Origin of the sequence: Enterobacter sp. 168J2, from assembly GCF_034107265.1 — a bacterium.
Taxonomy (GTDB): domain Bacteria; phylum Pseudomonadota; class Gammaproteobacteria; order Enterobacterales; family Enterobacteriaceae; genus Enterobacter; species Enterobacter nematophilus.
In genome coordinates this window covers 173,299-198,166 of record NZ_JAWNEB010000004.1, presented here as the reverse complement: position 1 = coordinate 198,166, position 24,868 = coordinate 173,299, and the positions used below count along the sequence as shown (strand labels likewise).

General features: G+C 60.0%; 23 protein-coding genes. 8 read left to right on the top strand and 15 right to left on the bottom strand.

The genetic code is table 11. The features are described from left to right. Positions 1-4: 4 nt before the first annotated feature. Together glpQ and glpT are read right to left on the bottom strand one after the other, a co-directional pair. Entirely contained in the window at positions 5-1,063 is a 1,059-nt protein-coding gene (glpQ, locus tag USG84_RS13315; RefSeq protein WP_151413969.1) for a glycerophosphodiester phosphodiesterase, read from the bottom strand. Between the two features lie 11 nt (positions 1,064-1,074). Then, positions 1,075-2,427, bottom strand: coding sequence for a glycerol-3-phosphate transporter (gene glpT / locus USG84_RS13310; RefSeq protein ID WP_028013908.1), 1,353 nt, complete (start codon positions 2,425-2,427; stop codon positions 1,075-1,077). 250 nt (positions 2,428-2,677) lie between these two features. Here glpT and glpA point away from each other — a divergent pair, with 250 nt between their 5' ends. Genes glpA through glpC form a run of 3 tightly spaced genes read left to right on the top strand, consistent with a single transcriptional unit; the run spans position 2,678 to position 6,700 of the window. Continuing rightward, positions 2,678-4,306 (top strand): anaerobic glycerol-3-phosphate dehydrogenase subunit A, encoded by a 1,629-nt coding sequence (gene glpA, locus USG84_RS13305; RefSeq protein WP_253542827.1) that lies wholly within the window; start codon positions 2,678-2,680, stop codon positions 4,304-4,306. After that, positions 4,296-5,513, top strand: a complete 1,218-nt coding sequence (gene glpB, locus USG84_RS13300; protein ID WP_320738307.1) for a glycerol-3-phosphate dehydrogenase subunit GlpB — start codon at positions 4,296-4,298, stop codon at positions 5,511-5,513. Before glpA ends, glpB begins: the two co-directional genes overlap by 11 nt. After that, a complete protein-coding gene (gene glpC / locus USG84_RS13295; protein WP_253542829.1) occupies positions 5,510-6,700 on the top strand; it encodes an anaerobic glycerol-3-phosphate dehydrogenase subunit GlpC in 1,191 nt (396 codons plus the stop codon). Before glpB ends, glpC begins: the two co-directional genes overlap by 4 nt. A 33-nt stretch (positions 6,701-6,733) precedes the next feature. On the opposite strand, the gene USG84_RS13290 is transcribed toward glpC, so the two are convergent. The 4 genes from USG84_RS13290 to tctD form a co-directional block, all read right to left on the bottom strand. Next, on the bottom strand, positions 6,734-7,933 hold the full coding sequence (locus USG84_RS13290; RefSeq protein ID WP_151413968.1) for a nicotinamide mononucleotide deamidase-related protein YfaY: 1,200 nt from the start codon (positions 7,931-7,933) through the stop codon (positions 6,734-6,736). A 93-nt stretch (positions 7,934-8,026) separates the two neighbouring features. Continuing rightward, complete coding sequence (locus USG84_RS13285; RefSeq protein ID WP_061097561.1) at positions 8,027-8,566, bottom strand: YfaZ family outer membrane protein; 540 nt, start codon at positions 8,564-8,566, stop codon at positions 8,027-8,029. Positions 8,567-8,694: 128 nt separating this feature from the next. Then, the gene (locus tag USG84_RS13280; protein ID WP_253542830.1) at positions 8,695-10,104 is read right to left on the bottom strand and encodes a sensor histidine kinase; all 1,410 of its coding nucleotides are present in this window, start codon (positions 10,102-10,104) and stop codon (positions 8,695-8,697) included. After that, complete coding sequence (gene tctD / locus USG84_RS13275; RefSeq protein WP_061097559.1) at positions 10,091-10,765, bottom strand: transcriptional regulator TctD; 675 nt, start codon at positions 10,763-10,765, stop codon at positions 10,091-10,093. Before tctD ends, USG84_RS13280 begins: the two co-directional genes overlap by 14 nt. A gap of 141 nt (positions 10,766-10,906) precedes the next feature. Here tctD and USG84_RS13270 point away from each other — a divergent pair, with 141 nt between their 5' ends. The 3 genes from USG84_RS13270 to USG84_RS13260 are packed head-to-tail and all read left to right on the top strand — an operon-like array spanning position 10,907 to position 13,856. Further along, positions 10,907-11,887, top strand: coding sequence for a Bug family tripartite tricarboxylate transporter substrate binding protein (locus tag USG84_RS13270; RefSeq protein ID WP_252001999.1), 981 nt, complete (start codon positions 10,907-10,909; stop codon positions 11,885-11,887). 11 nt (positions 11,888-11,898) lie between these two features. After that, positions 11,899-12,330, top strand: coding sequence for a tripartite tricarboxylate transporter TctB family protein (locus USG84_RS13265; protein WP_151413967.1), 432 nt, complete (start codon positions 11,899-11,901; stop codon positions 12,328-12,330). Between the two features lie 11 nt (positions 12,331-12,341). Next, a complete protein-coding gene (locus USG84_RS13260; RefSeq protein WP_061097558.1) occupies positions 12,342-13,856 on the top strand; it encodes a tripartite tricarboxylate transporter permease in 1,515 nt (504 codons plus the stop codon). On the opposite strand, the gene menE is transcribed toward USG84_RS13260, so the two are convergent. The 8 genes from menE to USG84_RS13220 all read right to left on the bottom strand — a co-directional run bounded on the left by menE (position 13,857) and on the right by USG84_RS13220 (position 21,767). Further along, positions 13,857-15,218 carry an o-succinylbenzoate--CoA ligase gene (gene menE, locus USG84_RS13255; RefSeq protein ID WP_253542831.1) on the bottom strand — a complete coding sequence of 454 codons (1,362 nt, stop codon included), beginning with the start codon at positions 15,216-15,218 and terminating at the stop codon, positions 13,857-13,859. It abuts the gene before it with no gap. Continuing rightward, a complete protein-coding gene (menC, locus tag USG84_RS13250; protein WP_253542833.1) occupies positions 15,215-16,180 on the bottom strand; it encodes an o-succinylbenzoate synthase in 966 nt (321 codons plus the stop codon). Before menC ends, menE begins: the two co-directional genes overlap by 4 nt. Further along, on the bottom strand, positions 16,180-17,037 hold the full coding sequence (gene menB / locus USG84_RS13245) for a 1,4-dihydroxy-2-naphthoyl-CoA synthase (RefSeq protein WP_061097555.1): 858 nt from the start codon (positions 17,035-17,037) through the stop codon (positions 16,180-16,182). Before menB ends, menC begins: the two co-directional genes overlap by 1 nt. Beyond that, entirely contained in the window at positions 17,034-17,810 is a 777-nt protein-coding gene (menH, locus tag USG84_RS13240) for a 2-succinyl-6-hydroxy-2,4-cyclohexadiene-1-carboxylate synthase (protein ID WP_253542835.1), read from the bottom strand. The genes menB and menH overlap by 4 nt, the downstream gene beginning before the upstream one ends. Then, the gene (gene menD / locus USG84_RS13235; RefSeq protein WP_253542836.1) at positions 17,807-19,477 is read right to left on the bottom strand and encodes a 2-succinyl-5-enolpyruvyl-6-hydroxy-3-cyclohexene-1-carboxylic-acid synthase; all 1,671 of its coding nucleotides are present in this window, start codon (positions 19,475-19,477) and stop codon (positions 17,807-17,809) included. Before menD ends, menH begins: the two co-directional genes overlap by 4 nt. A gap of 88 nt (positions 19,478-19,565) precedes the next feature. Further along, positions 19,566-20,861, bottom strand: a complete 1,296-nt coding sequence (menF, locus tag USG84_RS13230; protein ID WP_320738306.1) for an isochorismate synthase MenF — start codon at positions 20,859-20,861, stop codon at positions 19,566-19,568. Between the two features lie 85 nt (positions 20,862-20,946). Then, positions 20,947-21,252, bottom strand: a complete 306-nt coding sequence (gene elaB / locus USG84_RS13225) for a stress response protein ElaB (protein ID WP_028013924.1) — start codon at positions 21,250-21,252, stop codon at positions 20,947-20,949. A gap of 53 nt (positions 21,253-21,305) precedes the next feature. Further along, positions 21,306-21,767, bottom strand: a complete 462-nt coding sequence (locus tag USG84_RS13220) for a GNAT family N-acetyltransferase (protein WP_151413966.1) — start codon at positions 21,765-21,767, stop codon at positions 21,306-21,308. A gap of 71 nt (positions 21,768-21,838) precedes the next feature. Between USG84_RS13220 and rbn the strand changes: the two genes are divergently transcribed. Further along, positions 21,839-22,756, top strand: a complete 918-nt coding sequence (gene rbn / locus USG84_RS13215) for a ribonuclease BN (RefSeq protein WP_151413965.1) — start codon at positions 21,839-21,841, stop codon at positions 22,754-22,756. 64 nt (positions 22,757-22,820) lie between these two features. Then, positions 22,821-23,825, top strand: a complete 1,005-nt coding sequence (locus USG84_RS13210) for a chemotaxis protein (protein WP_253542839.1) — start codon at positions 22,821-22,823, stop codon at positions 23,823-23,825. 123 nt (positions 23,826-23,948) lie between these two features. On the opposite strand, the gene USG84_RS13205 is transcribed toward USG84_RS13210, so the two are convergent. Further along, positions 23,949-24,377 carry a hypothetical protein gene (locus USG84_RS13205; protein ID WP_253542840.1) on the bottom strand — a complete coding sequence of 143 codons (429 nt, stop codon included), beginning with the start codon at positions 24,375-24,377 and terminating at the stop codon, positions 23,949-23,951. Between the last annotated feature and the right edge of the window lie 491 nt (positions 24,378-24,868).

Sequence of the window (24,868 nt, the reverse complement as noted above, 5' to 3'; positions counted from 1 at the left end):
AAACCTACTTCCGGTGAATAAATTCAACCGCTTTATCCGGGAAATCCGTAAACAGCCCGTCCACGTCCGCCTGCTTATACAACACCTCGTAAAGCTGATTCACATCGGTGGCATATGGCGGCAGCTGGTCTGCACGCACCGTATAAGGATGCACCTGCATCTTGCTGGCGTGCGCCTCTTTCACCATCGCCGTCAGCTTCACGTGGCCAGGCGTTGAGCCTTCCGCCACCAGCATGTGATAATCCGGCCCGATGCCGTCGGCGTACTGCGCAATCTGCTTCATCGCGCCCGGCTTGAACATCCAGTCGTAGCTGTAGTTCACCCACTTCCCGTCCGGCTGCTTCTCCTGGGTTTCGTTCCAGTCGGTATAGGCAATCAGCTGCACCAGGTTGAGATCCATCCCCATCTTCGGCTCCAGCTCGGTTTTAATGCGCTTCAGCTCGGCGGCGTCAAAACACTGCAGGTAAACTTTGTCCTTCTTATTGGTATAGCCGTACTGTTTCAGCACCTCCAGCGTCTTCGCGGCAATGTCTTTTCCTTCCTGATGGTGGAACCACGGCGCTTTGATTTCCGGGTAGATACCGATGTTTTTCCCGGTAGAGTGGTTCAACCCCTGAACAAACTCAATCTCTTCCTGGAAGGTATGGATCCGGAAGTCGGATTTGCCCATCGGGAAGCGTCCCGGATAGACCTGCACCTTCTTGCCGTTTTCAATCTCAAAGCCTTCGGTAAACTTCAGAGAGCGGATTTCATCCAGCGTGAAGTCGATGGCGTAATAACGATCATCTTTGCGCGCGCGGTCCGGGAAACGCTCCGCCACGTCGGTCACGCGGTCAAGATAGTGGTCATGCAGGACGACCAGCTGGTCGTCCTTGGTCATCACCAGATCCTGCTCCAGATAATCCGCGCCCTGGGCATAGGCCATCGCTTTCGCCGGCAGCGTATGCTCCGGCAGATAGCCGCTGGCACCGCGGTGGGCGATAACGATTTTATCCGTCGCCAGCGCGGAGCCTGTCATCAGGCCTGCCAGCAGCAGGCCGGTGGTTAATTGAGTTAATTTCATCGCAATGCTCCTTATTGACGACGCGCCAGCACTTCCGCGTGGTGACGTTTCTCGCCGATCATCACAACCACCAGCAGCAGAACCGCCAGCACGCTGCCGCCGATCATCACCATAAAGCCGCCGTCCCAGCCGAAGAAGTCAACGGTATAGCCCACAATGGCGCTCGCCGCGACCGAACCGCCGAGGTAGCCAAACAGACCGGTAAAGCCTGCCGCCGTGCCCGCCGCTTTTTTCGGCGCCAGCTCCAGCGCGTGCAGACCAATCAGCATCACCGGACCGTAAATCAGGAAGCCGATAACGATCATACAGGCCATGTCTACGGACGGGTTGCCCGGCGGGTTTAGCCAGTAAACGACAGTCGCGATGGTCACCAGGGTCATGAAGAACACGCCCGTCGCGCCGCGGTTGCCTTTAAACACTTTGTCCGACATCCAGCCGCAAATCAGCGTGCCCGGGATCCCGGCGTATTCATACAGGAAGTACGCCCAGGAGGATTTATCCAGCGCGAAGTGCTTCACCTCTTTCAGATAGGTCGGAGACCAGTCGAGGATGCCGTAGCGCAGCAGGTAAACGAACACGTTCGCCACCGCGATGTACCACAGCAGCTTGTTCGGCAGCACGTACTTCATGAATATCTGTTTCGCGGTCAGCTCTTCTTCGTGCTTCTCGCTGTAATCGTCCGGATAGTCGTTTTTGTACTCTTCAATTGGCGGCAGGCCGCAGGACTGCGGCGTATCGCGCATCAGCGCAAAAGCAATAATCGCCACCAGAATAGCGCCAAAGGCAGGCATGTAGAGCGCCGCGTGCCAGTCGTTGAACCAGGCCATCCCCAGCAGGAACAGCAGAGGTGGAAGCCCGCCCCCGACGTTATGCGCGCAGTTCCACACCGATACAATGCCGCCGCGCTCTTTCTGCGACCACCAGTGCACCATGGTGCGTCCGCACGGCGGCCACCCCATCCCCTGGAACCAGCCGCAGAGGAACAGCAGAACAAACATAATGGCAATGCTGGACGTCGCCCACGGCACAAAGCCCATGAACAGCATCACCGCTGCCGCCAGGATCAGACCGGCAGGGAGAAACACGCGCGGATTCGAGCGGTCCGACACCGAACCCATGATGAATTTAGAAAAACCGTAGGCGATAGAGATCCCCGACAGCGCGAATCCCAGATCGCCGCGTGAAAAGCCCTGCTCCACCAGATACGGCATGGCGAGCGCAAAGTTTTTACGTACCAGGTAGTACGCCGCGTACCCGAAGAAGATCCCCAGGAAAATTTGCCAACGCAGACGACGGTATAGCGGATCAATTTCTGCCTCTGGCAGACGCGCCCGATGCGGCGCAGGTTTGAAGATACTGAGCATAACAGCCTCCGTGGCCTTTCAAAAAATGACCAGGCATCTCGCGCCCGGTTACAGAGGCGGGGATGTTAAAAAAACATGCGGTTTGTTACTGTGAATCAACGCACAGATTGTTACAGAAATATGACAGGATGCGCAAAATAGCGCATGAAATCACGTTTCAGTTTCGAATTTCGCGCGTTTATGTTCGAAATCAAACAAACCACACGATCTATGTGGCTAAATGCTAAAAAACGAACATAGAGGAAAGGCAATGACAATTCACGATCCACGCTACAGCGATGTGATTATCATTGGCGGTGGCGCAACCGGCGCCGGCATCGCACGCGACTGCGCCCTTCGCGGCTTAAGCGTCACGCTTCTGGAGCGCCACGATATTGCCACGGGCGCAACCGGACGAAACCACGGCCTGCTGCACAGCGGCGCGCGGTATGCGGTAACCGACGGTGAATCCGCGCGCGAATGTATCGCTGAAAACCAGATCCTCAAGCGCATCGCCCGGCACTGCATTGAGCCAACCGACGGCCTCTTTATTACTCTTCCCGAAGATGACCTCGCCTTTCAAAAAACTTTTATAACCGCCTGTACCGCAGCGGGCATTCAGGCTGAGGCTATGGATCCGGCGATGGCCCGGCGGCTGGAGACGTCGGTAAACCCGGCGCTGATCGGCGCGGTGAAGGTGCCTGACGGCACCGTTGACCCCTTCCGCCTGACCGCCGCCAACATGCTGGACGCCCGCGAGCACGGCGCGCGCATTCTGACCGGGCACGAAGTGACCGGGCTTATCCGCGAGAGTCATCGCATCTGCGGCGTGCGGGTGTTTGATACGCAGTATAACGAGCACGGCGAGCTGCACGCCGCCGTGGTGGTCAACGCGGCGGGGATCTGGGGCCAGCGCATCGCGGAATACGCCGATTTATCCATCCGCATGTTCCCGGCAAAAGGGTCGCTGCTGATCCTCGACCACCGCATCAATAACCACGTCATCAACCGCTGCCGCAAGCCGTCTGACGCCGACATTCTGGTGCCGGGCGACACCATTTCGCTCATCGGTACGACGTCAACGCACGTTGACTACAGCGACATTGACGTCAACCGGGTCACCGCCGAAGAAGTGGATATTCTGCTGCGCGAAGGGGAAAAGCTGGCGCCGGTGATGGCGCAGACGCGTATCCTGCGCGCCTACGCGGGCGTGCGCCCCCTTGTCGCCAGCGATAACGATCCGAGCGGACGCAACGTGAGTCGGGGCATTGTGCTGCTCGATCACGCCGAGCGCGACGGCATGGACGGGTTTATCACCATCACCGGCGGCAAGCTGATGACCTACCGCCTGATGGCCGAGTGGGCGACCGATGCCGTCTGCCGCAAGCTCGGGAATACCGAACCGTGCGTTACGGCAGAACAGCCGCTGCCGGGATCGCGCCAGCCTGCCGAAAAAACGCTGCAAAAAATCATCTCCCTGCCCGCGCCGCTGCGCGGTTCGGCCATCTACCGCCACGGCGACAGAACGCCGCAGTGGCTCGGTGAAGGAAGATTGAGCCGCAGCCTGGTGTGCGAGTGCGAAGCCGTTACCGCAGGCGAAGTGCAGTATGCGGTAGAGAACCTGACGGTCAACAGCCTGCTGGATCTCCGCCGCCGCACCCGCGTCGGAATGGGCACCTGCCAGGGCGAGCTGTGCGCCTGTCGTGCGGCCGGGCTGCTGCAGCGTTTTCATACCACCACCGCCACCCAGTCGCTCGATCAGCTCAGCGCATTTTTGAACGAGCGCTGGAAAGGCATTCAGCCTGTCGCCTGGGGAGATGCCCTGCGCGAAAGCGAATTTACCCGCTGGGTCTATCAGGGGCTTTGCGGCCTGGAGAAGGAGCAACACGATGAAATTTGATACCGTCATCGTCGGCGGCGGGCTGGCAGGCCTGCTCTGCGGCATCAAACTCACGAGGCAGGGGCTGCGCTGCGCCATTATCACCCGCGGCCAGAGCGCCCTGCACTTCTCGTCCGGCTCGCTGGACCTGGTGGATGAAGCGTACCGCGACAGGCTGCCGCCGGAGCATCCTTACCACCTGATTGGCGCGCAGCATATTGACCGCTTTGCGCTGGAAGCCGAAGCGCTGCTGGCGGACTGCGGCGCGCGTCTGCAGGGAAGCGCCAGGCAAAATCATCAGCGCATTACGCCGCTCGGCACCCTGCGATCCGCGTGGCTCAGCCCGGAGGAAGTCCCCGTTGCCCCCGTCAGCGCACGACGGGTGCGGGTGGTGGGCATCAGCGGCTTTCTGGATTTTCAGCCCCATCTCGCGGCAGCATCGCTCTGTCGCCAGGGCGTCAACGCCGACACGGCGGAAATAGAGCTGCCCGAGCTGGATATCCTGCGCGACAATCCGAGCGAGTTTCGCGCGGTGAATATCGCCCGTTTTCTGGATAACGAGGACAAATGGCCGCTGCTGTATGACGCGCTCAGGCCGCTCGGTGAAACCTGCGATGCGCTGATGATGCCCGCCTGCTTTGGCCTCAGCGACAACCGGCTGTGGCGCTGGCTGTCTGACCGTCTGCCCTGCTCGCTCGGCCTGCTGCCCACGCTGCCCCCTTCCGTACCCGGCATTCGCCTGCACACCCAGCTCCAGCGCCAGTTTGTTGCGCAGGGCGGCGTGTGGATGGCGGGTGACGAGGTGAAAAAAATCACCCTGACCGACGGCGCGGTGAGCGAAATCTGGACACGCAACCACGAGCATATCCCGCTTCGCGCCCGCTATACGGTGCTGGCGAGCGGGAGCTTCTTCAGCAACGGGCTGCTGAGCAGCCGGGAGGGCATCCGGGAAACCATTATGGGGCTGGATGTGCGGCAAAGCGCCTCCCGCGCGGACTGGTATCAAAGTGATTTCTTTACGCCGCAGCCTTGGCAGCAGTTTGGCGTGATTGTCGATAACCGGCTGCATCCGCAGCGTTCCGGTCAGCCCGTCGGTAATCTTTTTGCCATCGGCTCGCTGCTGGGCGGATACGATCCCATTATCCAGGGATGCGGCGGCGGGGTTTGCGCCGTCACGGCGCTGTATGTAGCAGAGCAGATTAGCCAGCGCGTGGAGGCTGAACGATGAACGACACCCGTTTTGAAAGCTGCATTAAATGCACGGTCTGTACCACCGTCTGCCCGGTCAGCGGCGTGAACCCGCGCTACCCTGGGCCAAAGCAGGCCGGGCCGGACGGCGAGCGCCTGCGCCTGAAGGACGGCAAGCTGTACGACGAGGCGCTGAAATACTGCATCAACTGCAAGCGCTGCGAGGTCGCCTGCCCGTCGGACGTGAAAATCGGCGACATCATCCAGCGCGCCCGGGCGCGCTACAGCACGCAAAAGCCGTCGCTGCGCGATGCGATCCTGAGCCATACCGACCTGATGGGCAGCGTCTCAACGCCGTTTGCCCCGCTGGTGAATGCCGCGACCTCACTCAAGCCGGTACGCCAGCTGCTGGATGCGACGCTGAAGATAGACCATCACCGCAGCCTGCCAAAATATTCTCACGGCACCTTCCGCCGCTGGTACAAGTCCGTCGCGGCGGAGCAGGCGCAGTACGACGATCGGGTAGCCTTTTTCCACGGCTGCTATGTGAATTACAACCATCCGCAGCTGGGAAAAGACCTGCTGAAGGTTTTGAACGCGATGGGAATCGGCGTCCAGCTGCTCAGCAAAGAGAAGTGCTGCGGCGTGCCGCTGATTGCCAACGGGTTTACCGATAAAGCGCGCAAGCAGGCCAAAAGCAACGTCACCTCCCTGCGGGAAGCGATTGTCGATAAAGGCATGCCGGTGCTGGCGACGTCGTCCACCTGCACCTTCACCCTGCGCGATGAGTATCCGCATCTGCTGGACGTGGATAACGCCGGACTGCGCGAGCACATCGAGCTGGCGACGCGCTTCCTGTGGCGCAAGTTGGACAGCGGGCAGACGCTGCCGCTGGGAACATTGCCGCTGAAGGTGGTCTATCACACCCCGTGTCATATGGAGAAAATGGGCTGGTCGCTCTATACGCTGGAGCTGCTGCGGTTAATTCCGGGGCTGGAGCTGACGGTGCTGGATTCGCGCTGCTGCGGCATCGCAGGCACCTACGGCTTTAAGCGTGAAAACTACGAAACCTCGCAGGCGATTGGCGCCCCGCTGTTCCGCCAGATTGAAGAGAGCGGCGCGGATATCGTGGTGACGGACTGCGAAACCTGTAAATGGCAGATTGAGATGTCCACCAGCAAGCGCTGCGAACATCCGATTACCCTGCTGGCGAAAGCGCTGGGCTGAACGTTGCCGGGGCGAAAGGCCCCGGCACAGGCATTACTCAACGAACAGCGATTCGACAACGTTAATCCAGCCGTGCTCGCTGGCGACCTCTTTGCCGTTGAGCCAGCGGCGCAGCATGTTCAGCGCCATCATGGCGCACACCTCCTGACGCACCGCCAGGCTATGGCGGGTGATGCTCATTTTTACCCGCAGCGCCCAGGTGCCTTCCGGCGTCGCCAGCGCGAAGTTGAGGAAATCCTCATCCAGCCCGCCGACAAACAGCGCCAGACCGGCAAAATGCTTCACCCTTCTCTCGGACGCCCAGCGGGCGGTTTGCGCCAGGGTCTCCTGCTGGAACGGCACCACTTCGCTGGCGAGCAGCGGCGCGTTGACGCGCGACAATTGCAGCGCCAGCAGGCCACCGGTGAACTGCTCGCTTAAGGTCACGCTGAGCTGGCGATTCTGGAGATGCTTTGCAATCTGCTCAGGTAACCCTTCCGTTCCTTCAAAGATCAGGCTTTCGCCCGCCACGCGCTGCACCTCAGGCCACAGGGCCAGCATCGCCTCTTTTTGCGTGGCCGGTCCTGTTAATTTGAGTTCAATGATCGGCATAGAGGAGCGATAGCCCATGGACACGCCCGGCGGCAGCGGCAGGTGGTCAAGGCTCTGGGCCAGATCGCTTTCCGAGCGGCCAAAGGTGGTCAGGCGCAGGCACAGCGGGGGTTCAGGCAGGGTAAAACGGTCGCGAAGGCGCGGCAGGATCTGCTGCTCGACCATTACCTTAAATTCGGAGGGCACGCCCGGCGTGAAGAACATCAGGCAGCGGTTCAGCTGCATGGCAAACCCGCATGCGGTCCCGACCGGGTTATCGACCAGCTCGGCGCTGGCGGGAATTTCAGCCTGCTTGCGGTTGCTTGGGGCCATGACGCGGCCACGTTCGGAGAAGAAGCGTTCCATCTGCGAAAGCCACGCCTCGTGCAGCACCAGCCCTTCGCCTTTTGCGGTCGCGGCGGCCAGCGCGCTGAGATCGTCACCGGTGGGACCGAGCCCGCCGTTCACGATCAGCACGTCGCACTGTTCGCTACGCTCGCGCAGAATGCTGACCAGGGACTCAAGATTGTCTCCCACCGTATTGCGGCGCGTTAACGGTAATCCTTGCTCAAAGAAAAGATCGGCAAGCCAGGCAGCATTGGTATCAATAATCTGTCCATGCAGCACTTCGTCGCCGGTGGATAACATCTCCACGTTAATCATTGTGTTCTCCCGCTTATTTAGTCAAAACACTATAGCGCAAACGCGGGGTGGAGATGAGAGAAACTGGCGCGACGGAACGCCGCGCCGGAACGATTAGAAGCCTGCGCTCACGCCCACGTACGGGCCGTCAGCCAGCGCGTTATCGCGGTTGCCGTCTTTACCGGCCAGGTTCAGATAACGGTAGCCCGCTTCGATGGTAATCGGACGCATGATGGTCCAGCGCGCGCCGGCGTTGGCTTCTTCATAGCTGTCGATGCCGCTGGAGAGGGAATCCGGAGAGTAGTAGTACTCGCCAAACAGGCCGAAGCTGTCGCCAATTTTCCACTGCAGGCCGCCACCCACAGCCGCCGCATACCCTTCATCACCGTCGTTCGGGTTGGTATAGATACCTTTACCGCCAACGGTGGCCAGGAATGGGCCAAGAGGAATATTCAGACCGAGGCCGAGGCTTGCCGCGTCGCCGTCGTCATCGTTGTGCGTCCAGCCGCCGGTCATTGCCAGACCGGAGGTGTCAGTACCCAAACCAAAACCGAGGTGGGTATAGTCCTGACCCGCCGAACCATTAATGCTAATGGCGTTAGCCGCCGCAGATACAACCATCAGGCCGAGGCCCAGTAATGCCACTTTTTTCATTGTCGCGATCCCGCATAATTATAGAGAAGTCCCCAAAACCGCGAGATTTTAACCTGAGTCTCCCGGGGATCAAGCACTCTGCGTGCGGCGGACAGGAAGATTGTAACGATTTGAAACCTGCGGCTTTTTTACGTAAGCAGCAGAAAGCGCATTTTGACGCACAGGCCACCCAGCGTTTCGCTGCGGGTCAGCTGCAAATGGCTGCGGTGCAGCCGGGCGATGTCCCCCGCCAGCGCCAGCCCAATCCCGGCACCGGGGGCGTCCCCGACGTTGTCCAGCCGATGGAACGGCAGCATCGCCTGGTAGATCTGATCCTCTTCAATGCCCGGTCCGCTGTCCTCAACGCTCAGCTCAACGGCAGCGCCGTCAACGCGCAGGAAAACGGTCACGGTTCCGCCTGCAGGCGTGTATTTAATCGCGTTCTCCAGCAGGTTGGCGCACAGTTCACCCAGCAGAACGTCATCGCCCTCGATCGTCACCGGCTGCTGTACACCGTCATACCCTAAATCAATCGCCTTGCTCCGCGCCTGCGCCAGCCGGGAGAAGCAGCAGTTCTGCACCACCTGAACCAGATCCACGGGCGTAAAGTGACGCTCCCCCTGCTCTTTTCCCTTCACCGCTGAAAGCTGCAGCAGCCGCTCGGTGAGCACGATAGTGTCGTCCAGGGTGGCATTCATTGCCCGCAGGCTCTCCTGCCACAGGGCGGGATCCTGACGCGCGAGAGCGACGGAGACCTGGGTTTTCAGCACCGCCAGCGGCGTTTTGAGCTGGTGCGACGCATCCGCGTTAAAGCGTTCCTGACGCGAAAGCACGCCGCGCAGCCGGTCGATATAGCGGTTAAAGGCGACAATCAGCAGCCGGGTCTCCGACCAGGGCAGCAGCTCCGGCAGCGGTGCGAGCAGGCCCGGCTCGCGCCGCACCATCAGAGACGAAAGCTGGCGCATTGGGCGCAGCACGCGGCGCAGCAGCCACGCGGTCAGCACCAGCGTGAGCAGCACCAGCAGCCCCTGCGAAACCCAGGATGAAAAGAGCAGCTGGCTGGCGAGATAGCGGCGGGACTGGAGCGTCTCCGCGACGTAAATCTCCGCCATGCCAAAAATATTATCTTCATTTACGGGCTGCAGCAGGCGCGCCACCCGAATCGCCTGGCCGCGATATTCCGTGTGGTAAAACCACGCCAGCGCCGGATAGAGCGTGGTGCGCGACGTCGCAGGCGGCATCTTCGGCAGATCGTCATAGCCGGAGATCACCCGGCCATCGGGGTCGACCACCTTATAGTAGAGCCGGTCGTTCATGTTGAGTTCAAAGCTGTCGAGCACCACCCAGGGCACGTCTACCGCCAGCCTGCCGTTGCGTACTTCCAGCCGCTCCGAGATGGTGCGGGCAGAGGATAACAGCGTGCGGTCGTAGGCCTGCGTGGCCGCCTGCAGCGCGCTGACGTAGCTGTTAAAGGCCGACAGTCCCCACAGCAGCAGCAGCGGCAGGCCCAGGAAAAGCAGCAGTTGGAGGTAGAGCGACTGCGGCTTAACCCACCTCATCGCCGCACTCCAGAACGTAACCAAGCCCCCGCAGGGTGGTGATCCGCACGCCGCTGCCGGTCAGCTTCTTACGCAGCCGGTGAATATAAAGATCGATGCTTTCAGGGCTGACGTCGTCGTTCAGGCTGAACACCTGGTCGAAAAGCTGCTGCCGTGAAACCGGACGGGTCCGGCGGTGCATCAGCACCTTCAGCAGGGAGAGCTCTCGCGGCGTCAGGGAAAGCGGTTCATCGCGCAGCAGGAAAAAGCCCTCGTCGTCATACTCCAGCTCCCCAAGGCGCTGGCGCTCCTGCGTCCGCCCCTCGCTTCGGCGCAGCAGGGCGCGCAGGCGCGCGTCAAGCTCCTCCAGCTCAAACGGTTTTGGCAGATAGTCATCTGCCCCGGCGTTCAGCCCCTTCACCCGATCCGCCACGTTGCTGCGGGCGGTAAGAAACAGCACCGGCAGCGTCTGCCCCCGTTTTCTGAGGCGCTGGACCACTTCCAGGCCGTCAAAACCGGGCATGCCGATGTCCAGAATGGCAACCGCGTAGTTTTCACCCTGCAGCAGATGGTCGGCGGCACGTCCGTCGGAGACGCAGTCCACGGCAAAGCCTTCCTGCACCAGCGCTTTCTCCAGCCAGTGAGCCAGCTCACGATTATCTTCTGCGAGTAAGAGACGCATGTCACATCCTGTAAAGTTGGTGCCCCATTGAAAGGGAAATGAAAGGTTATTGTTTTAACAATCACGCAACGGAACCGCTACAAGGTGGTTCACATAATCAGAAAAAAGACCCATACCCGTACCCCGGCGTGAGGATAAATGATGAAAAAACAATTGCTTTCTACCCTTGCTGCAAGCGTATTGCTGTTGAGTACCTCTGTCGTTCAGGCCCAGGACGCTCCGTCCCGTACCGAATGTATCGCCCCGGCCAAGCCGGGCGGCGGCTTCGATCTCACCTGCAAACTGATTCAGGTCAGCCTGCTGGAGACGAAGGCCATTGAGAAACCGATGCGCGTCACCTACATGCCAGGCGGCGTGGGCGCGGTGGCCTATAACGCCATCGTCGCCCAACGTCCAGCGGAAGCGGGAACGGTGGTGGCCTTCTCCGGCGGCTCGCTGCTGAACCTGTCGCAGGGCAAGTTTGGCCGCTACGGCGTGGACGACGTGCGCTGGCTGGCGACCGTCGGCACCGACTACGGGATGATCGCCGTGCGTGCCGATTCCCCGTGGAAATCCCTGAAAGATCTGCTGACCGCTATGGAAAAAGATCCGAACAGCGTGGTGATTGGCGCGGGCGCGTCTATCGGCAGCCAGGACTGGATGAAAGCGGCCCTTCTCGCCCAGCAGGCGAAGGTTGACCCGCACAAGATGCGCTACGTGGCCTTTGAGGGCGGCGGCGAACCGGTCACCGCGCTGATGGGCAACCACGTTCAGGCCGTTTCCGGCGATCTCAGCGAGATGGTGCCGTACCTGAGCGGGGATAAGATCCGCGTGCTGGCGGTCTTCTCGGAAAACCGCCTGCCGGGCCAGCTGGCGAACGTTCCAACCGCCAAAGAGCAGGGCTATGACCTGGTCTGGCCGATCATCCGCGGGTTCTTCGTCGGGCCAAAAGTGACCGATGCCGAGTACCAGTGGTGGGTCGACGCGTTCAACAAACTCCAGCAGACCGAAGAGTTTAAGAAACAGCGCGATCTGCGCGGGCTGTTTGAATTCAACCTGACCGGTAAGCCGCTGGATGAGTACGTCAAAAAACAGGTGAATGACTATCGCGAACAGGCGAAAGCCTTTGGCCTGGCGAAATAACCGGAGGCGCTATGAGCGATCGTATTTTTGCCGGGATATGGCTGCTGTTCTGCGTTGGCGGGATGTTTGTCGCCTGGCAGATCCACAGCGAATACAGCTATGAACCCGTAGGGCCCCGCCCCTTTCCGATGGGCATCGTCGGCCTGATGCTGCTCTGCTCGGTGGCGCTGCTGCTTCGCCACCCGGATACCGTCGAGTGGCCGCCGCGTCGCATTCTGCAGCGTCTGCTGGTGATGGTGATTGTCCTGCTGATGTATGCCTGGGGCTTTGAGTGGCTCGGCTTCCCGGTGGCAACCGCCATCCTGACGATGGTCATCGGCATGCTGTTTAACGCCACCCTCCCCGCGGCGGGGATCTCTGGCGTGGTGATGGGGATTTTACTGTGGTACGCCTTTGACCGCCTGCTGGACGTGACGTTACCGCTCGGCGCCTGGCTTAATTAACGGAGCACGCTATGGATACCTGGATTTACCTCTCGCAGGGGTTCGCCGTGGCGATGACCCCGGAAAACCTGGTGATCGCCCTGATAGGCTGTTTCGTGGGCACAATTGTCGGCCTGCTGCCGGGCCTTGGGCCGATCAACGGCGTGGCGATTTTACTCCCGCTGGCGTTTGCCCTGCATCTGCCTGCGGAATCGGCGCTGATCCTGCTGGCAACGGTCTACATCGGCTGTGAATATGGCGGACGCATTTCGTCGATCCTGCTTAACGTGCCGGGAGATGCGGCGGCGATTATGACCGCGCTGGACGGCTACCCGATGGCGCGGCAGGGACGCGGCGGCGTGGCCCTCTCCATCTCTGCGGTCAGTTCGTTCTGTGGCTCGCTGATTGCCATTGGCGGCATCATTCTGTTTGCCCCTGCGCTGGCCCAATGGTCGCTGGCGTTTGGTCCGGCAGAATATTTTGCCCTGATGGTGTTCGCCATTGCCTGCCTCGGCAGCATGATGGCGCAAAATCCGCTGAAGTCGTTTTTATCCGCGCTGATTGGCTTAGGGTTAGCCACCGTCGGCGTGGATGCCAACACCGGGGTCTATCGCTTTACCTTCGACAGCGTTCACCTGTCCGACGGCGTGCAGTTCATTGTCGTCGTGATCGGCCTGTTCTCTGTGTCTGAGATCTTACTGATGCTGGAGCATACCAGCAGCGGGCAGACGCTGGTGCGCAAAACCGGCCGGATGCTCTTTAGCGCTAAAGAGGGCGCGCAGTGCATCGGCACCACGCTGCGCTCGTCGGTGATTGGCTTCTTCGTCGGCATCCTGCCGGGCGCCGGGGCCACTATCGCCAGCGCCATCACCTACATGACCGAGAAGAAGCTCAGCGGCAACAGCGATAGCTTTGGTAAAGGCGATATTCGCGGCGTCGCCGCGCCTGAGGCGGCCAATAACGCCTCGGCCTGCGGCTCGTTTATCCCGATGCTGACCCTGGGCGTGCCGGGATCCGGCACCACGGCGGTGATGATGGGCGCGCTGACGCTCTATAACATCACGCCCGGCCCGGCAATGTTTACCGAGCAGCCCGATATAGTCTGGGGGCTGATTGCCGCGCTGCTGATCGCTAACGTGATGCTGCTGGTGATGAATATCCCGCTGATTGGGCTGTTCACCCGCATGCTGACCATTCCGCTGTGGTTCCTGGTGCCCGCCATTGCCGCCGTCTCTGCGGTGGGGGTGTACGCGGTGCACAGCACCACGTTTGACCTGGTGCTGATGGTGGTTCTGGGCGTGTTCGGCTACATCTTGCGAAAAATGCACTTCCCGATGTCACCGCTGATTCTGGGCTTTGTGCTGGGTGAGATGCTGGAGCAGAACCTGCGCCGCGCCCTCTCCATCAGCAACGGCAATATGTCGATACTGTGGGACAGCAGCGTCGCGAAGGTTCTGCTAGCGCTCGCGGTCATGGTGATTGTGGTGCCGCCGGTGTTGCGCCTGCTGCGTCGTCGTCAGCGCAAGCCGGAGCCGGATATCGGCTAACTACGCGGACAGCTGGGCATTTACCCACTGCTTTAACGCCTGGCGGGAGATCTTAATCCCGCCATTTTTTAGCTCAGCCGGCAGCACCAGCCAGTGAACGGGCTGTTCAAACCGCGCCAGCCTGCCCTGCACCCATTCCGGGAAACGGGTGATATCCGTTCCCGGCTCGCACTCCACCACCGCCACCGGACGCTGTCCAAACTCTGCGTCATCCAGCGGGACGATAAACACCTGGTTAATCTGCGGGTGCGCGGCGATAACGCGCTCCAGCGATTCCGGCTGGACCCCCTCTCCTCCGCTGAAAAAGAGATTGTCCATGCGGCCTAAAATCGTCAGACGGTCCCCATGCCATTCCCCGCGATCGCGGGTGGCGAACCAGCCCTGCGCGTTGGTCAGCGGCATCAGCGCGCCGTCTCGCCAGTAGCCGGAAGCCATGCTCTGCGCTTTGATCCAGACTTCACCGTTAACGACCTGCACCTCTCTGCCCGGCAGCACACGCCCCACGTCCGGATCGCCGTCAGCCTCTTTTGCGCAGACGGTAGAGGCAAACTCGGTCAGACCGTAGCCGCAGTACGTCCGAACGCCCTGCTCCAGGGCCTTTTGCGTCAGCGTCACGGGAATAGCCGCCCCGCCAAGCAGCACCGCTTTCAGTGCGATGTGGCTTTCGCTATTCAGGAGACGCCAGAGCTGGGTCGGCACCAGCGAGGCGTGGGTGCAGCCGCGCAGCGCCTGCTCCAGCGGCTGCTTCTCGCGCACGGTTAAGCGCGCACCGGCCTGCAGCCAGCGCCACAAAATCCCCTGGCCGGAAACGTGAAACAGAGGCAGCGAAAGCAGCCAGTCGTCGTTATCCCCGTAGGGCATCAGCGACAGCACGCCGCGGGCGCTGGCAAGATGGGCGGCGCAGGTATGCACCGCCGCTTTCGGCAGCCCGGTGGAGCCGGATGTGAGCGTCATGGAGGCCAGCCGCGCCGGCTGCCACGCAGCGCAGTACGCATCCGCCGGCTCGCGCATGCTCAGGCCATGAAGGCCGTCGTAGCTGCCGTCCAGCACCAGCGCAAAGCGCAGCGTCATCTGCGGGATCAGCACGTCGAGCAGCGGGCGCGGCAGCTGGGGATTAACGGGAAGAATACGCGCCCCGCACTGAAGCAGCGCCAGCCATGCCAGCAGCGTTTGCGGGTGGTTATAGGCCAGCAGCAGTACGCCGTCGCCCTCCGCCACGCCCTGCTGGTGAAAGCCTGCCGCAAGACGGTCGACGCGCGCGCAAAGCTGCCGCCAGGTGAGCGCTTCGTCATTTAGCCTCAGGGCCGGTTTATCGGCAAAACGCGCGCACCAGTGCCGCCAGGGCCAGTCGGTAAAGCTCATAGCAGCGGCTCCAGCGCCTCTGCGTCGAGGCACGGCAGCGTGCTGTCAGGCCACTGGCGGAGAAGCTGCGCCTGCATCAGGTTCAGCGTGTCGAGGCCGGGAACCGTATCCGGCGTTAACCAGGCGGCAATGCGCGCCAGCTGGGTCAGCCCCAGGCTGGACTCTATCGACGAGCTGATCACCGCCGTCAGCCCCAGCGCGTGCGCCGCCGCGACCTGCTCGCGCACCTTCACCAGGCTGCCGGTCAGCGTCGGTTTAATCACCACCGCGCTGACGCCGGGCTCGGCGATAAATTCAAAATCGTCCTCGCGCAGGCTTTCATCCCAGGCGATGGCAATCCCCGTTTCGCGGGCAAACGCGCGCGAATCGTCGCGGGTTTTGCACGGCTCTTCGAGGAAGGCAATGCGGCTGCGGTACGCCGGGTTGACGTACTTCGCGAACTGCTGCGCCTTAAGCGGCGTCCACGCGCGGTTGGCATCCAGACGCAGGTGCAGATCGGGGATTGCTTCCAGCAGCAGGTTGGCGACCATGCCGTCGCGCACCGCTTCGTAGAGACCGACTTTGATTTTCGCCACTTTCTCGCCCGGCATGGCGGCGAGCAGCGCGAACAGCTCGTCCGGGTCGCCCGTGCAGAGCGGTGCCGTGCGGTAGTTAGCCTCTTCCGGCAGGCTGCCGTCCAGCTCCGCCAGCGCGCAGCTGATGCCAAAGGCCGCGGAAGGCGCGCCCGGCAACGCCGGGTTTGCACCCTCGCGCCACGCCTTTACCCACGCCAGCAATGCAGACTGCGCGTCATCCAGCGATTCAAGGCTAAAGCCCGGCAGAGGCGAAATCTCGCCCCAGCCTTCCCGCCCGTCCTGCTGCAGATGCACAAAGAAGCCGTCACGGGTTTTTAACCGCCGTTCACGCAGCACCACGCCCGCGTCCATCGGTATCTGCCAGCGGTAAACCTGCGCGCGACGCATTACGGGTTCCGTTTGTATTTGCTGAAGTCCGGCTGGCGTTTTTCATTAAACGCGTTGCGTCCTTCCTGACCCTCTTCGGTCATGTAGAACAGCATGGTGGCGTTGCCCGCCAGCTCCTGCAGACCCGCCTGACCGTCACAGTCAGCGTTGAGCGCCGCTTTCAGGCAGCGCAGCGCCATCGGGCTGTTTTGCAGCATCTCGCGGCACCAGCGGACGGTCTCTTTTTCGAGATCGGCAATCGGCACTACGGTATTCACCAGGCCCATATCCAGCGCTTCCTGAGCGTTGTACTGGCGGCACAGGAACCAGATTTCGCGCGCTTTTTTCTGCCCGACGATGCGCGCCATGTAAGAAGCGCCCCAGCCGCCGTCGAAGGAGCCCACTTTCGGGCCGGTCTGGCCGAAGATGGCGTTTTCAGCGGCAATGGTCAGGTCGCACATCATGTGCAGCACGTGGCCGCCGCCGATGGAGTAACCCGCCACCATCGCGACAACCGGTTTCGGGCAGGTGCGGATCTGGCGCTGGAAATCGAGGACGTTCAGGTGGTGCGTACCCGCATCGTCCTGGTATCCGCCGTAGTCGCCGCGCACTTTCTGATCGCCACCGGAGCAGAAGGCCTTCTCGCCTTCACCGGTCAGGACAATCACGCCGATGCTGTCGTCATAGCGCGCATCCGCCAGGGCCTGAATCATCTCTTTGACGGTCAGCGGACGGAAGGCGTTACGCACCTGCGGACGGTTGATGGTGATTTTGGCAATGCCGTCGGTGGATTTGTGGTAACGAATGTCGGTGTAGCCTTCGGAGCAGTCCTGCCATTCAACCGGCGCATAAAGCATGTGTTCATCAGGATAGATCATAGAGTGTCCTTTATTCGAAGACGCAGTATCTGAGCCAGACACGCGGCAACCGCGTCGGGGTTTTCCCGGTGGGCGTTGTGTCCGGCGTTGGGAATCGCATGGCGAACGGCGTCCAGCTCAGCGGCCAGAGCCGCGAACTTCTGGTCACGTTCACCGTAGATATAGTCAAAAGGGGAATTGCATACGCTAATCGCGGCACGCAAATCGGGCTGCACGGCCAGCGACGTCGCTTCGAGCATCTTCGCCAGCGTCGCGCCGTTGTTCTGGCTGCGCAGGGCAATAAGCGTCTTGCGCTGGTGGTCCGTGAGGGAGGCAAATACCGGCTGCTGGTACCAGTCGGTAAAGACCTTTTCCAGCGGTTCGGTGCGAAAACGCGTCGCCCAGCGGTGGTCGGATACCCGCCGCGCAGTGCGCTCGTTCTCATCCCGCAGGCCCGGATGCCCGCCTTCAACAATCACCCCCAGCAGCCCCTTCGGCCGCTGGCAGGCATGAAACATCGCAATGCGGCCGCCGAGGGAGTACCCCACCAGCCAGAATTTTAGTATGTTGTAACTAAGAAGGGTTCGGGTGAGCAAATTGCTCATCTCGTCGAACCCCGTCACGGTTATCTCCCCTGACTCACCGTGGCCCGGCAGGTCAAGATAGAGCCGGGGATAGTCGCTGAGCTGCTTCCCGACAGCCTGCCACTCGCGGCAGTCGCCGGAAAAACCGTGCAAAAAGACCAGCCAGGGATAGCCTGGTTTTCCGGCCTGCTGCACGCCCGAGAGGATCACAGCTGGCTTACCTGCGCCAGCAGGCTTTGCAGGGTCTGCGCGCCGTCGGCCTCGTTCACCACCAGCTCAATCAGCGTCGCGCCCGGCTGCTTCCAGGCGGTGCTTAACGCCGCTTCCAGCTGTTCCCAGCTTTCCGGGCGATGGTATTTCAGGCTGAACATCGCCGCGGCGTGTTCAAACTGCACGTTCTGCGGCATCAGATAGAAGCGCTCGCGCTCGCTCTGGGGCGTTGGCAGCAGGGAGAAAATCTGCCCGCCGTTGTTGTTGACCACAATCAGCACAAACGGCGCGGACGCCTGACGCAGCAGCGCCAGCGCGTTGAGGTCGTAGAGCGCGGAGAGATCGCCCACGATCGCCAGCGTCGATTTCGCGCTGGCGCGCTGCACGCCCGCCGCCGTCGAGATCAGCCCGTCGATGCCGCTGGCACCGCGGTTGCTGTATACCGGGTAGCCCGACGGCAGCTTCGAAAAGGCGTCAATCAGCCGCACCACCAGGCTGTTGCCGACAAACAGCTGCCCCTGTTCCGGCAGGTACTTGCGAATACGGTGCGCCAGCCCGGCTTCGCTGAATGCCTCACAGCGCGCTTTGGTGATTTCCCACGCCTGACGCGACAGCTCCGGGATCGCCACCGCCCAGGGCTGACGTTTTTCCGCCGGGTGCAGTTCCAGCCAGCTGTCAATTTTGCTCACCAGACGACGGCCGCGATGGTGCGCCGGGTCGAGCCGCCCTTCCAGCACGTCCACCACCCAGTACTCTTCCGGGGTGCAGGTCGCCTGCCACTGCAGCAGACGTTTTCCGGTGAGGCTTGCGCCGATCTGGACCACAATCTGCGCCTGCGAAAGCTCAGTAACCGCTTTCGCGTTACCCAGCCAGAGATCGGCGCACGGCAGCGGCTGGCCGGTCTGGGAAAGCACGTCGCCAATCAACGGCCATCCGAGGGTTTGCGCCCATTCAGCGACCAGCCTGCCTTCCGCGGCGCTCATGCGCCCGGCGATGACCACGCCTCGCTTCTGCCGCCAGAAGAACCAGTCACGCTGTTTCGCGCTCTCAAGATGCGTCTGCTCGCGCAGCCACGGCTTTTCGCTCTGCCACCAGTCGCCGAGCGACCGCTGCCAGTCAAGGCCGGTATCGTCCAGCTCGCCGTAAAGAGGCTCGGCAAACGGGCAGTTGATATGCAGCGCCCCGCTGCGCAATGCCGCCATGGCGTGATCGACGGTGGAGACCAGCCAGCTTGCCGGAATGTCCTGGGTGGGACGCGGTAACGAAACCGTCTGCGAAGGATGAGAAGAAAAGAGTCCCGGCTGGCGAATGGCCTGATTGGCGCCGCAGTCGATTAGCTCAGGCGGACGGTCGGCCGTCAGCAGGATCAGTTTTTCACCGGTTAACCCGGCTTCAATCAGAGCCGGATAGAGGTTCGCCACGGCGGTACCGGAGGTGACAATCACCGCCACGGGTTCTTTACTGACCTTCGCCAGCCCGAGCGCCAGATGACCAAGGCCGCGTTCGTCAAAATGGGTGTGGTGAATCAACGCCCGGTTTTCAGCGGCCGCCAGCGTCAGCGGCGTTGAGCGAGAACCCGGTGCAATACACACGTGCCTGACGCCATGGCGCGTCAGGGCTTCAAGGATCACCGCCGCCCAGCGTCGGTTAAAAGAACTTACTGACATGAGATTGTCCGGTATCAAGAATGCGACACAGTATAAATAATAGAAAAAATTGGAATTTTGATATGAATCGGGATTGCGCGAATCAGTATTAATCCCTTAGGAGCAGAGAGCGCAATCCGGCGGCTTTGTTTTCGATCTCCTGCCACTCCTGCTCCGGATCAGACCCGCTGACAATGCCCGCCCCGGCGTAGAGCCTCAGAGCATCATTTCGCACGCGCGCCGAGCGTAGCGCCACGCAGAATTCGCTTTGTTCAGGGGATAGATACCCGGCCGAACCGGCGTACCACTCGCGGCTAAAGGGTTCAACGTGCTGAATAAACTCGCGCGCTGGCTGTCGCGGCAGCCCGGCTACCGCCGCCGTCGGCTGTAGCACGAGCAGGCACAGCTCATCGTCGGCCTGCTTGAGCTCGGTCCAGATACAGCGGCGTAAGTGCTGCACTTTACGCAGGCGGACAACCTGAGCCGGCAGCACCTCCAGCGTCTGCGTATGGTGTTGAAGACGCTGGCAGATATCTTCCACCACCAGCATATTTTCACGCTGGTTTTTATCGTCATTCAGCAGCCACTCGCCCAGACGCTGCGCCTGCTTATCGTCAGTATGGCTGGCGACGGTGCCCGCCAGCGCTTCGGTGCGCAGCAGCTTGCCGCGCCGCCGCCAGAGACGCTCGGGCGTGGAGCCGAGAAACGCGTTGCTGGCGTCGAATATCATGCAGAAATGATAGCAGTTTAAGTTCAGGGCGCGGCTGGCCGCCATCAGCGCGACGGGGTTAACGCGCGCTTTACACTGCAGGTCTGTTGCGCGGGCGAGAACCACCTTTTCGAAATCACCGCGTGCAATCGTCTCTGTCGCTTTGCCGATAAGGCTAAGCCATTGCGGTTTTTCCGGGTGATGGGTTTCGCGCTCAACCTGCACGGAGAGCGGACGGATAGGTCTGGCAGGAAGCAGCTGCTGTAAGAACGCCCGCGCGGTGCGGACGTCGTCCTCAAGCGAGCTGTCGCTCCACAGCTGCAGGCGCAACGTGGCGTGGCCAGCGGTACGTCGCCACAGCAGGCGCGGTAAAAAGAGGCTGCCCTGCTCCGGGTTAAACGCGTTCAGGCCGCAGATTCGGGTATCTTCAGGCGCGTGTTGCGCGCTTAAAAACTGCGAGGCTAAGGTCAGAGAGGAGAATTGGACGACCGCTCCCAGCGCGGCCAGCTCTTCATCGCCGTTACGCTGCTGCCAGTAAAACTGCGGATAGCACTGCTGCTCGCCCAGCCAGGCGAGGGGATCGAAGGCATCGTTTAACGGGAAAGAGACGTCGAAATGACGCAGGCCGGATGTGGCAGGTAACGCTTGCGAAAGATGGATACGCAGTTGTTCCAGCGCGAGGAAAATCGAATTCACGCGAACCTCTCCCTGTTAAAACCTCATATTATACGGGGTACCATAAGAAATATCAGTACCCACGTATAGGGAGTGGTTATGCGGCTTAACGACGGGCTAACAGCAGACCCAGCACCAGCCCTACGGCTGCACCCACCCCAATGCCCTGCCACGGTTTTTCGTGGACGTAGTCATCGGCTCGATAAACCGCTTTTTTGGCGCGGTAGTAGTATGTATCAGACGCATGGCTGACGCGGTTTTTAACGTCGTGGAGCGCCTGCTCGGCACGGGCTTTCAGCTCGATATATTTCTGATCGGCAGGGTCGCCCGAGGAACGTAACACCTCTTCCAGCGTTTCGCTCAGTAGGGTCAGGTCGTCGTCGATACGGGTATCCCAGGATTGAAATGACATATTTTTCTCCATGTTAGTACACCAGTCCGCTAACTATAGACAACGACGCGCCATTACGCCTGTTTCGCTTCGCGCGCCATGCCGATGTGCGGAATACCGTCTTCGTCGTAGACGTCGGTGACCGGCATAAAACCGAAATGACCGTAGAAGGATTGCAGGTGCGCCTGCGCGCCCAGGTATAACGCCTTGTCCGGCCACTGTTTCTGGCACGCCTCCAGCGTTTTTTCCATCAGCTGATAGCCCAGTTTTTCACCGCGCGCGTTACCGCTGATGATGACGCGGCCTATCACCACGGGCTCAACATCGTCCTCGCTTTTCAGAATCCTCGCATACGCCACCAGCTCGTTATCCTTCCAGCCGAGAATATGGCGGTTTTCGCCAACGAGGTCATCGCCGTCGATGTCCTGATACGGGCAGGTCTGTTCAACCACAAACACTTCGCAGCGCAGTTTAAGCAGCGCGTAAAGGGAATGAACGGTAAGCTCGCTATGATGTAAATCTTGCCACTGGATCATCTCTTTCTCCTTCCTGGGGTTCATCACGTTATACTAAACCCCTCCCCGTTCGGCAAAGGGCTGATTGCGTTATGGAACTGATTTTTCTGGGTACGTCCGCTGGCGTGCCAACCCGCTCACGAAACGTGACGGCAATTCTGCTGGATCTTAAGCACCCCACCCGCGGCGGGCTGTGGCTGTTTGACTGCGGTGAAGGGACGCAGCATCAGCTGCTGCACACCGCGTATCACCCCGGCAAGCTGGACAAAATTTTTATCACTCACCTGCATGGGGACCATCTGTTTGGCCTTCCCGGCCTGCTGTGCAGCCGCTCCATGGCGGGTAACGCCAACCCGCTGACGATTTACGGGCCTGCGGGTATTCGGGAATTCGTTGAAACCACGCTGCGCCTGAGCGGCTCGTGGACCGATTATCCGCTGGAGGTGGTTGAAATTGGCGAAGGTCTGGTATTCGACGACGGGGATTATCAGGTGCGGGCTTTTCCGCTTAACCATCCGGTGGAGTGCTACGGCTATCGCGTGGAAGAGCATGATAAACCCGGCGCTCTAAATGCCGCCGCGCTCGTTGCCGACGGCGTCAAGCCAGGGCCGCTGTTCCAGCGACTCAAACAGGGCGAGAGCGTTACGCTGGAGGACGGGCGCACGATCGACGGCCAGGATTATCTCGCCGCGCCCGAGCCGGGCAAGAAGCTGGCGATTTTTGGCGACACGGCGCCGTGCCCTGCCGCCCTTCAGCTTGCCAAGGGCGTTGACGTGATGGTGCACGAGGCCACGCTGGAAACGGCGATGGAAGAGAAAGCCAACGGCCGCGGCCATAGCTCAACGCGTCAGGCGGCGCAGCTTGCCCGCGACGCGGGCGTCGGGAGGCTGATCGTCACTCACGTCAGTTCTCGCTACGACGCGCGGGGGTGTGCAAGCCTGCTGGCAGAGTGCCTGGCGGTGTTCCCGGCGTGCGAGCTGGCGGAAGATTTCGCTAAGGTCAGCGTTTAGCCCTTCATTTTTCTCTCAGAATGCCGATAACGATTAAAAGGTCAGCATTTCTCTCGAGGGTAGAATGGATAATTTCCAGAAAGATATTGATGACAGGGCGAATCTCACCCTGTCGAACCGTTTTGAACTGTTGCTGTTCCGTCTTGGCACCTCTCTGAACGAAAATAAATCCGAGCTGTTTGGCATTAACGTCTTTAAGCTGCGTGAAATTGTGCCAATGCCGGAATTCACAAAACCCGCCGGGATGAAGTCGCCCCTGATGGGGATGGTGAATATTCGCGATCAGGTGATCCCGGTGATCGACCTGGCCGCCGTGGCGGGCTGTAAGCCCACTACCGGGCTGAACATCCTGCTGATCACCGAATATGCCCGCAGCGTGCAGGCCTTTGCCGTGGAATCGGTTGAGAACATCATGCGTCTGGACTGGAAGCAGGTGCACGCGGCGGAAACCGCCGTCAGCGGCCGCTATATCACCAGCATTGCCTGCCTGGAAGAGAAAACGGATACCAACGATCTGGCGATGGTGCTGGACGTTGAGCAGATCCTCTATGACATCACCCCGGCCAATCACGATCTCCACGCGACCAATCTGAAGACCACCAAATTCAACATCAAGCCGGGTTCTGTCGCCATTGTGGCGGAAGATTCCAAAGTGGCGCGTTCGATGCTTGAGAAAGGTCTGCAGGCGATGGAGATCCCGGCGCAGCTGCACATCACCGGCAAAGACGCGTGGGAAAAAATTGGCGTGCTGGCCGCTCAGGCGCAGGCCGAGGGCGTGCCGATCACCGATAAGATCGCTCTGGTGCTGACGGACCTCGAAATGCCGGAGATGGACGGCTTTACGCTGACGCGCAAAATCAAAACCGACCCGGTGCTTAAGGATATTCCGGTGGTGATCCACTCGTCCCTTTCCGGCAACGCCAACGAAGACCATATTCGCAAGGTGAAGGCGGACGGGTATGTGGCGAAGTTTGAGCTGAACGAGCTGTCGTCGGTCATTGAGGAAGTGCTGGACCGCTCGATGAAGAAGATTGACGGGCCGTTGATCAGCCGTAAAGCGCTGGCATAACAGTCGAATGCACTGCCCTTATTTCGGGCAGTGCATTCTATTTTAGCTGATGATTACTTCTTGTCGTCGGCATAGCGACGCGCATTGTCATAAAGATTAACGCACATGCTCTTTCCTCTCTGATTAATGACGCTTAATTGCGCCTGATTGTGTTGAGGTTAACCAGCTTCCAAAACCTTCCGGAAGCAGATTGAACTCCGCGGCCTGAACACGGAACGTCAGGCGACCATTGTCCACCCTCGCCTGCTCGACAAGATGGCCACGCGTCTTTACGCTGGTACGGGTGACAGTAAACGTATCGATCGTTTTTCCGTTCTGATCGAGTGACTGCCAGGTGCCCACGTAAGGCTGGAAGTCGGCTACCGCAGGTCCACTCTTTTGAGCGGCTGCCGCATTCTGCGCTTTGGTTTTGTGAATATCGCACCCGTTACCGTCCGTAACCTGCGTGCATCCCGAGCGCTCAAGCTGGGCACGGTATTTCTCGCTAATGGCGTGCGCAGGCGAGATCAAAATAGCGGCCAGCGTCAGCGTGGTTATGAATCTTTTTTTCATCTCTTTCTTATCCATCATCAAAATATAATTTTATTCTCAGCAGAGAAACCACCGAATAAGAGTTAAACGTTTCTTCTGAATGTCAGCATTAATACTTTGTTAATTCACAGCAGCGTTATAATTAAATTCACACGCCGCTTAACATGGCGCTCAAAAATAATAATTACCAAATAAATGTATACATTTATTTGCTTCACATGAAATAACGGATTTATTCTCTGACAAAGCAAAGGGTATATTTATATTTAGCATAAACCCTAAAGAAGAAAACTATTTTTTTCCCGGAAAAGAGGGAGTACATCGTACAGCTGTACGCTTTGGTGTAGAGAGAACATTGGTTCGACGCTGGGTAAGAGCCTGGTAACTCACGGTATTCATGGCATAAATTAAAAGGCCTGAGTCCGGTAGAAAACCGAACCCAGGCCCTGTTAGTCGCTTTTCATGAACTGCCCGATTTTATGGGGCAGTCCAGATGCGGGCTTTTTATTTTT

Excerpts from the sequence above, each read along its gene's own strand:
- menD (WP_253542836.1), bottom strand. The coding sequence starts at position 19,477 with ATGTCAGTAAGTTCTTTTAACCGACGCTGGGCGGCGGTGATCCTTGAA.
- USG84_RS13210 (WP_253542839.1), top strand. The coding sequence starts at position 22,821 with ATGGATAATTTCCAGAAAGATATTGATGACAGGGCGAATCTCACCCTG.
- USG84_RS13265 (WP_151413967.1), top strand. The coding sequence starts at position 11,899 with ATGAGCGATCGTATTTTTGCCGGGATATGGCTGCTGTTCTGCGTTGGC.
- menE (WP_253542831.1), bottom strand. The coding sequence starts at position 15,218 with ATGAGCTTTACCGACTGGCCCTGGCGGCACTGGTGCGCGCGTTTTGCC.
- USG84_RS13290 (WP_151413968.1), bottom strand. The coding sequence starts at position 7,933 with ATGATTAACGTGGAGATGTTATCCACCGGCGACGAAGTGCTGCATGGA.
- USG84_RS13280 (WP_253542830.1), bottom strand. The coding sequence starts at position 10,104 with ATGAGGTGGGTTAAGCCGCAGTCGCTCTACCTCCAACTGCTGCTTTTC.
- glpC (WP_253542829.1), top strand. The coding sequence starts at position 5,510 with ATGAACGACACCCGTTTTGAAAGCTGCATTAAATGCACGGTCTGTACC.
- menC (WP_253542833.1), bottom strand. The coding sequence starts at position 16,180 with ATGCGTCGCGCGCAGGTTTACCGCTGGCAGATACCGATGGACGCGGGC.
- menB (WP_061097555.1), bottom strand. The coding sequence starts at position 17,037 with ATGATCTATCCTGATGAACACATGCTTTATGCGCCGGTTGAATGGCAG.
- glpA (WP_253542827.1), top strand. The coding sequence starts at position 2,678 with ATGACAATTCACGATCCACGCTACAGCGATGTGATTATCATTGGCGGT.
- USG84_RS13220 (WP_151413966.1), bottom strand. The coding sequence starts at position 21,767 with ATGATCCAGTGGCAAGATTTACATCATAGCGAGCTTACCGTTCATTCC.
- rbn (WP_151413965.1), top strand. The coding sequence starts at position 21,839 with ATGGAACTGATTTTTCTGGGTACGTCCGCTGGCGTGCCAACCCGCTCA.
- USG84_RS13270 (WP_252001999.1), top strand. The coding sequence starts at position 10,907 with ATGAAAAAACAATTGCTTTCTACCCTTGCTGCAAGCGTATTGCTGTTG.
- elaB (WP_028013924.1), bottom strand. The coding sequence starts at position 21,252 with ATGTCATTTCAATCCTGGGATACCCGTATCGACGACGACCTGACCCTA.
- glpT (WP_028013908.1), bottom strand. The coding sequence starts at position 2,427 with ATGCTCAGTATCTTCAAACCTGCGCCGCATCGGGCGCGTCTGCCAGAG.
- glpB (WP_320738307.1), top strand. The coding sequence starts at position 4,296 with ATGAAATTTGATACCGTCATCGTCGGCGGCGGGCTGGCAGGCCTGCTC.
- USG84_RS13285 (WP_061097561.1), bottom strand. The coding sequence starts at position 8,566 with ATGAAAAAAGTGGCATTACTGGGCCTCGGCCTGATGGTTGTATCTGCG.
- tctD (WP_061097559.1), bottom strand. The coding sequence starts at position 10,765 with ATGCGTCTCTTACTCGCAGAAGATAATCGTGAGCTGGCTCACTGGCTG.
- glpQ (WP_151413969.1), bottom strand. The coding sequence starts at position 1,063 with ATGAAATTAACTCAATTAACCACCGGCCTGCTGCTGGCAGGCCTGATG.
- USG84_RS13205 (WP_253542840.1), bottom strand. The coding sequence starts at position 24,377 with ATGAAAAAAAGATTCATAACCACGCTGACGCTGGCCGCTATTTTGATC.
- USG84_RS13260 (WP_061097558.1), top strand. The coding sequence starts at position 12,342 with ATGGATACCTGGATTTACCTCTCGCAGGGGTTCGCCGTGGCGATGACC.